We start from the raw sequence: 5,713 nt of genomic DNA, 5'->3' as shown, positions 1-5,713 counted from the left end.
TCTGGCGATAGCGGTGACCATTGCGCTCCACGTCATCGCTCACCCGCATGCCGTGCACCAGCCCAAGGCTTGGCCAGATGGGGGCGTTGCAACCGAGCAGGAAAGCGCCTTCACCTGCACCACGCAGAATGGCCGCCATACCGCGTCGATAGGCTTCAACCCGAGTAGCAGCCGGATCGTGGAAACGGCCACAGTGGATAGCGCCCCAGAAGTTGGCATCGAGCTTGAAGTAGTGAATGCCCCACTGCTCACGCAGGGTACGGAACACCTGCTCAAGGTGCTCCTGCACCTCGGGGTGAGTGCCGTCCAGCACATACCAGGGAGTGCAGCGCCAACCGCCATAGGTGACCCGCTCGGAGGGGAGCGGCAGTCCGTCATCCCCCTTCACAAACCAGTCGGGGTGATCCTGAAACACCTGTGAAGTGGGCTCTGCAATAAAGGGAGCGACCCAGAGGGCGGGCTCGCAGCCAGCCTGTTTGATCTCCGCAGCCAATGAAGCAACGCCTTGCTCGAACTTGGCCGACGGAGTGAGCCAGTCGCCCATTTTGGCCTGATAGCCGTCGTCGATCTGCACATAGCGCAACGCCGGGAAGCGCTCGGCACGCACCTGCAGATTTTCGCGAATATCGGCAGCGCTCACCTCGGCGTAGTAGTGATACCAGGAGCACCAACCGCTCGGGCGCTCACTCACCTGGCCGATCAGCGAGCCGTGCTCGACCTCGATCAGCCGTGCCAGCTCGGCCAGCAGATCCTCGCGCTCCGCCCCTTCGAGGCAGATCAGCGCTTCGCTCTGCCAGTGCTCACCGGCCGCGAGTTCCCGCCCTTCGCAGTTCATCAGGATCTGCAAGCGCCCATCGGGGTAAAGGCGAAACTCCCCGCCAAAAAGGTGACAGCTGGCAAAGGCAAGCAGCAGCCACCCCTTGCCATGCTCCACCAGCAGCAGGTTGTGAATGGTGTGATAGCCATTGTCATCGGTAATGCGATAAACGCTGGCATCGGGGCAACGGCCGACATGTTGCGGTGATTGCCAGCACCCCATGGTCTGGGCCAGCATCTGGAATCCTTCGCCATAGATGGCACTCTCCACCGGAAGGCCAAGCTTGCCGTCAAACAGCACCCAGCGCTCAACCGGAGTGGCATCAGCGCCGGTGTTGTCGAGTCGCACCCGACACAGGGGCCCTTCCCACTGACGGGTTTGCAGCAGATGGGGTGGCAACGCATTATCGTTCGCCAGCTGGCGAACTCGGGACAAGAGGGATGTCATAACTACTCCTTGTAGTTCGAAAAAGGGTTCTATCAGACGATCTTCAAAAGATTGTTCAACAGATAATCTGCATACAAATCAGCCTCAAACGAACCGATTTCAGTTGTTATTGTTTTAATGCCGCGACCCGGCCTCTCTGGTAAACTGCGATTTTTCTTCCCAGTCGATGAGGTTCACGTGATCGCGCAACGCGCCTTGCTGTACTTTCGTGATTTTATGGTCATCGTCGCCTGCCTGCTGGCAGGCAAATCCGTGGCAGCCATCCTGCCTTTCGCCTTTCCCGGCAGCATCATCGGCATGCTGCTGCTCTTCGTGCTGCTCTCCCTGCAACTGATCAAGCTGCACTGGGTCGAGCTGGGGGCAGGCTTGCTGCTGCGCCACATGGGCGTTTTGTTCGTGCCGGTCGCGGTCGGACTGGTGGCCTGGCTTGAGCCCCTGCGCCAATCCTTCGGCGTCATCATGCTCTGCATCGTGCTCGGGATCGTGCTGATCCTCGCCACCATCGGTCGGCTCTACCAGAGGATGAACAAATGATCTTCTGGCTAGCCATTCCCTTAACGTTCGCGCTCTATTTCGCCACCCGGGCCCTCTATCGCCGCCTGCCCTGGCCCATCATCAACCCTGTGCTGGTGCCGACCGCGGTGATCATCGGCCTGCTACTCTGGTTTGATCTGCCCCTTGAGCAGTACGAGCGCGGCAGCAGCCCCATTACCATGCTGCTGGAGCCCGCCGTGGTGGCGCTGGCGCTGCCGCTCTATCAACAGGCACGCCAGATCCAGGCCAAACTCAAGCCCATCCTAATCTGTACCCTCACCTCCGTCTTGATCTCGGTGTGCACAACCCTGCTGATCGGTCACTTTATGGGCACAAATCCGGCGCTGCTCGCCTCATTGGCGACCAAATCCATCACCACTCCGCTCGCCATGAGCGTCAGCCAGTCCATCGGCGGCATTCCCGCCATCGCGGCCGCCGTGGTGGTGGTGGTGGGGATTGTGGGCGCCCTGATCGGCTACCCGCTGCTCAGATTGCTCAAAGTGACCGACCCGGAAGCGCAAGGGCTCGCCATGGGGGCCTGTGCCCACGCCATCGGCACCGCCACCTCCGCCGAGAAGGGGATCACCCAGGGGGCCTTTGCATCGCTCGCCATGGTGGTGTGCGGTATCCTCACCGCGGCCGTCGCTCCCCTCCTTTTTGCCATCTATCACTGGCTGATCTGATGACCCCATTCACCACCTGTTGACCATTCCGGGGGGCCTGCTGGCCTCTCGGGGTGCGACCTGCCGCACAATTTGCACAAGACAAACGTTTCCATTACCATCCCACTCCGTTTGCCCGTCAGGGCGTGAGCCTGCTCACACATTTACCCGAGCTTGCTCCCTACAATGGCCGCCCAATTGGCCTTTGAGGACACACTATGCATCCCCGTTTTGCCAAGCCATTCGATACCCTCTCTGCCCCGCTCAAAGCAGCCGTGCAGCCCATGCTGGATAATGCCGACTTCAACGCCCGCTTCACGCTGGAGCAAGTCGCCACCCTGAAAGCCGCCACAGGTCTCGATGATCGCGCCCTGCGCCTCGCCCTGTTGCCGCTGGCTGCTGCCTGCTCGGTGGCGCCCATCTCCAAATTTTATGTCGGTGCCATCGTCTGTGGCCTTAGCGGCAGCTGGTACTTCGGCGCCAACATGGAGTTTGCGGGGCAAGGTCTGTTCCACTCGGTTCACGCCGAGCAGTCCGCCATCTCCAACGCCTGGCTGGGTGGCGAGAGCGGGATCTCTGAAATCACCGTCAACTACACCCCTTGCGGCCACTGCCGTCAGTTTATGAACGAGCTGAGCACCGCCAAGATCCTGAAAGTCTCCCTGCCCGATGACCTGAGCGCCCTGCAATCCTTCCTGCCCCACTCGTTTGGCCCGGCGGATCTCGACATCACGGATGCGCTGATGAGCCCGCAGGATCACGCAGAGCTTGAGCTTCAAAGCGAAGACCCGCTGTGGCAAGCCGCGCTGGCCGCCGCCCGTCAAAGCTACGCCCCCTACAGTCAGGGCTATGCCGCAGTGGCGCTGCAGTTTGCCGATGGCCGCATCTTCTCGGGCCGCTACGCCGAGAACGCCGCCTTCAACCCCAGCCTGCCACCGATGCAGATGGCCTGCGCCCATGCGGTGCTTAACGGCGAAGATCTCGCCACCATCCGCCGCGCCGTGCTGCTGGAGAACAAAAACGGCCAGATCAGCCAGCGTGACTCCGCCCAGTCCACTCTTAAGGCGCTGGGTTCGGTCGAGCTGGAGTATCAGGCGGTCTGACCCGGTTTGCTTCGATAAACGAAAGCCCCCGCACCTTGGTGTGGGGGCTTTTTTACTGGGCCGTTTAACCAGGAATCGCCGGTGATCTTCACGGCTTGGCGCAGTTGATCACCCCTTAAAACCTGTTGCTGAGCAGACCGGTTTCAGCCGCGCAGTGAAGTGGCGCAGCAGCGGCGGCTCGTAGTCAAAGGTGAGCCCGCGAATGTCGCTGGCCCGCGCTTTCACCGCAATCAGGCAGTCGGCCACATAGTCCATGTGATCCCGGGTATAGACCCGGCGCGGAATGGTGAGACGCAGCAACTCAAAGTCCGCCGCCTCCTGCTTGCCAGTGGCGGGATCACGCCCCAGCAACAGGGAGCCAATCTCCACCCCGCGCACGCCCCCTTCCAGATAGAGCTCGCAGGCGAGCGCATGGGCCGGAAACTGCTCGGCCGGAATATGGGGCAGCAGCTTTTTGGCATCCACAAACACCGCATGGCCGCCAGTGGGGGTCTGGATCGGGATCCCCGCCTCGGCCAGCCGCTCGCCGAGATAAGCCACCTGACTGATGCGATAGGTGAGATACTCCTCATCCATCCCCTCCCGCAGGCCAATGGCAAGCGCCGCCATGTCCCGCCCGGCAAGGCCGCCATAGGTGACAAACCCCTCCATCGCCACGCAGCGCACCTGCACCGCGCGGAACAGGTCGAGATCCTCCTTGAAACAGCAGAGCCCGCCGATATTGACCAGTCCGTCCTTCTTGGCCGACATGGTGAAGATATCCCCCAGTGCGAACATCTGGCGCACTATCTCCTTGATGCTGTGCTTGGCATAGGCCGGGGCCCGCTCCTTGATAAACCAGGCGTTCTCGGCAAAGCGGGCGGCGTCGATCACCACCGGAATATGGTGACGACGGGCCAGCTCGGAGACCGCCGCCATATTGGCCATGGAGACCGGCTGACCACCGGCGCTATTACAGGTGACCGTGATGATGATGCCGGCCACGTTGTCGGCCCCCAGGGTTTCGATGGTGTCGGTCAGGCGAGGGAGATCAAAATCCCCCTTCCAGACATAAGGGGCCGTAGTATCGAGGGCTTTCGGGGTGAGCAGGTTGATGGCCCGCGCGCCGGCCAACTCCACGTGGGCCTTGGTGGTGTCGAAGTGGTAGTTGGAGATAAAGACCGGCGCCTTGCCCTTGCAGCGCTTGACCAGCTCGGGGAAGAGGATCTGCTCGGCCCCGCGCCCCTGGTGGGTAGGCATCACATGCTGGTAGCCAAAAATGTCGCGCACCGTGCGCTCCAGCTCGACGAAGTTGCGGCTGCCCGCATAGGCCTCATCCCCCATCATGATGCTGGCCCACTGACGGTCAGACATGGCACCGGTGCCGCTGTCGGTCAGCAGATCGATATAGACATCTTCGGCCAGCAGCAGGAAGGGGTTCCAGCCAGCAGCCTCGAGGGCGGCACGGCGCTCGGCGCCAGTGGTCTGTTTGATGGGCTCGACCATCTTGATACGAAACGGCTCGGGTATACGACGCATAAAAGACTCCTCACCGGCGCGGGGCCAGTGTGTTTGAAATAGCGATTGGCAAATAGGCCGGGGCGCTCAGGGTCGTCCGGCTGACAAATTCAAACGGCGGGAGCCGCCAATCAGCGGTGAGGAAAGTCGAAGGTGAGAATGGGATCCCGGGTATACCAGTGGGCGAGCAGGCAAGCTGCCCGGGGCGTAGCTGTCATGATTGGCATCACTCCCCTCCATATCGGTTGTAGACAGTCGGTGGCCAACAAGATCCATTGATGGATGCTGCCAGCGGGCAGCCTCGCCACGTTAACGGCTGGTTAATTTGCAAACAAGAGATGCACCGACGGGCTGTGCGCCCGCTCACAAAGTGGGCATCTGCGCGGCAAACTGGCAGTGAGGTTGATCCGCCCGCGCCCCCGCTTCGTTATTCTCCCTACCCACACGCCACATCCCCCATCAGCCAGGGCCGGAAGCCATCATGCATCGCAAACCCCATCTGCCCGAGAAGATCTGCCCCGTCTGCCAGCGCCCCTTCAGCTGGCGACGCAAGTGGGCGCGCAGTTGGGAGGAAGTTCGCTACTGCAGCGAGCGCTGCCGCCACGCTCGTCACAGCTGCCAGCAACCTGAGGAGGATCGAGTCTGATGGAGCT

Annotated in this window: 6 protein-coding genes; 4 read left to right on the top strand and 2 right to left on the bottom strand. The window is 61.5% G+C overall.

Going from position 1 to position 5,713, the window contains the following annotated elements; genetic code table 11:
- The coding region (locus ACRAUW_RS16445; protein WP_431363142.1) for a glycoside hydrolase family 36 protein at positions 1–1,264 on the bottom strand (1,264 nt) is incomplete at its 3' end.
- Between the two features lie 177 nt (positions 1,265–1,441).
- Between ACRAUW_RS16445 and ACRAUW_RS16440 the strand changes: the two genes are divergently transcribed.
- From ACRAUW_RS16440 to cdd, 3 genes are all read left to right on the top strand, one after another.
- Positions 1,442–1,798 carry a CidA/LrgA family protein gene (locus tag ACRAUW_RS16440; protein ID WP_236361160.1) on the top strand — a complete coding sequence of 119 codons (357 nt, stop codon included), beginning with the start codon at positions 1,442–1,444 and terminating at the stop codon, positions 1,796–1,798.
- Positions 1,795–2,481, top strand: coding sequence for an LrgB family protein (locus ACRAUW_RS16435; protein ID WP_431363141.1), 687 nt, complete (start codon positions 1,795–1,797; stop codon positions 2,479–2,481). The genes ACRAUW_RS16440 and ACRAUW_RS16435 overlap by 4 nt, the downstream gene beginning before the upstream one ends.
- A 197-nt stretch (positions 2,482–2,678) precedes the next feature.
- Positions 2,679–3,563 (top strand): cytidine deaminase, encoded by an 885-nt coding sequence (gene cdd / locus ACRAUW_RS16430; protein WP_431363140.1) that lies wholly within the window; start codon positions 2,679–2,681, stop codon positions 3,561–3,563.
- 108 nt (positions 3,564–3,671) lie between these two features.
- Here the strand turns inward: cdd and ACRAUW_RS16425 are convergent, their stop codons facing one another.
- Positions 3,672–5,081 carry a tryptophanase gene (locus ACRAUW_RS16425; protein ID WP_431363139.1) on the bottom strand — a complete coding sequence of 470 codons (1,410 nt, stop codon included), beginning with the start codon at positions 5,079–5,081 and terminating at the stop codon, positions 3,672–3,674.
- A gap of 460 nt (positions 5,082–5,541) precedes the next feature.
- On the opposite strand from ACRAUW_RS16425, the gene ACRAUW_RS16420 reads away from it, so the two are divergent.
- Positions 5,542–5,706 (top strand): DUF2256 domain-containing protein, encoded by a 165-nt coding sequence (locus tag ACRAUW_RS16420; RefSeq protein WP_139407684.1) that lies wholly within the window; start codon positions 5,542–5,544, stop codon positions 5,704–5,706.
- Positions 5,707–5,713: the final 7 nt, after the last annotated feature.

Source organism: Aeromonas sp. (assembly GCF_050633025.1).
Taxonomy (GTDB): domain Bacteria; phylum Pseudomonadota; class Gammaproteobacteria; order Enterobacterales; family Aeromonadaceae; genus Aeromonas.
Note: the sequence above shows the minus strand (reverse complement) of the source record. Positions and strands in the feature narration are given on the sequence as shown.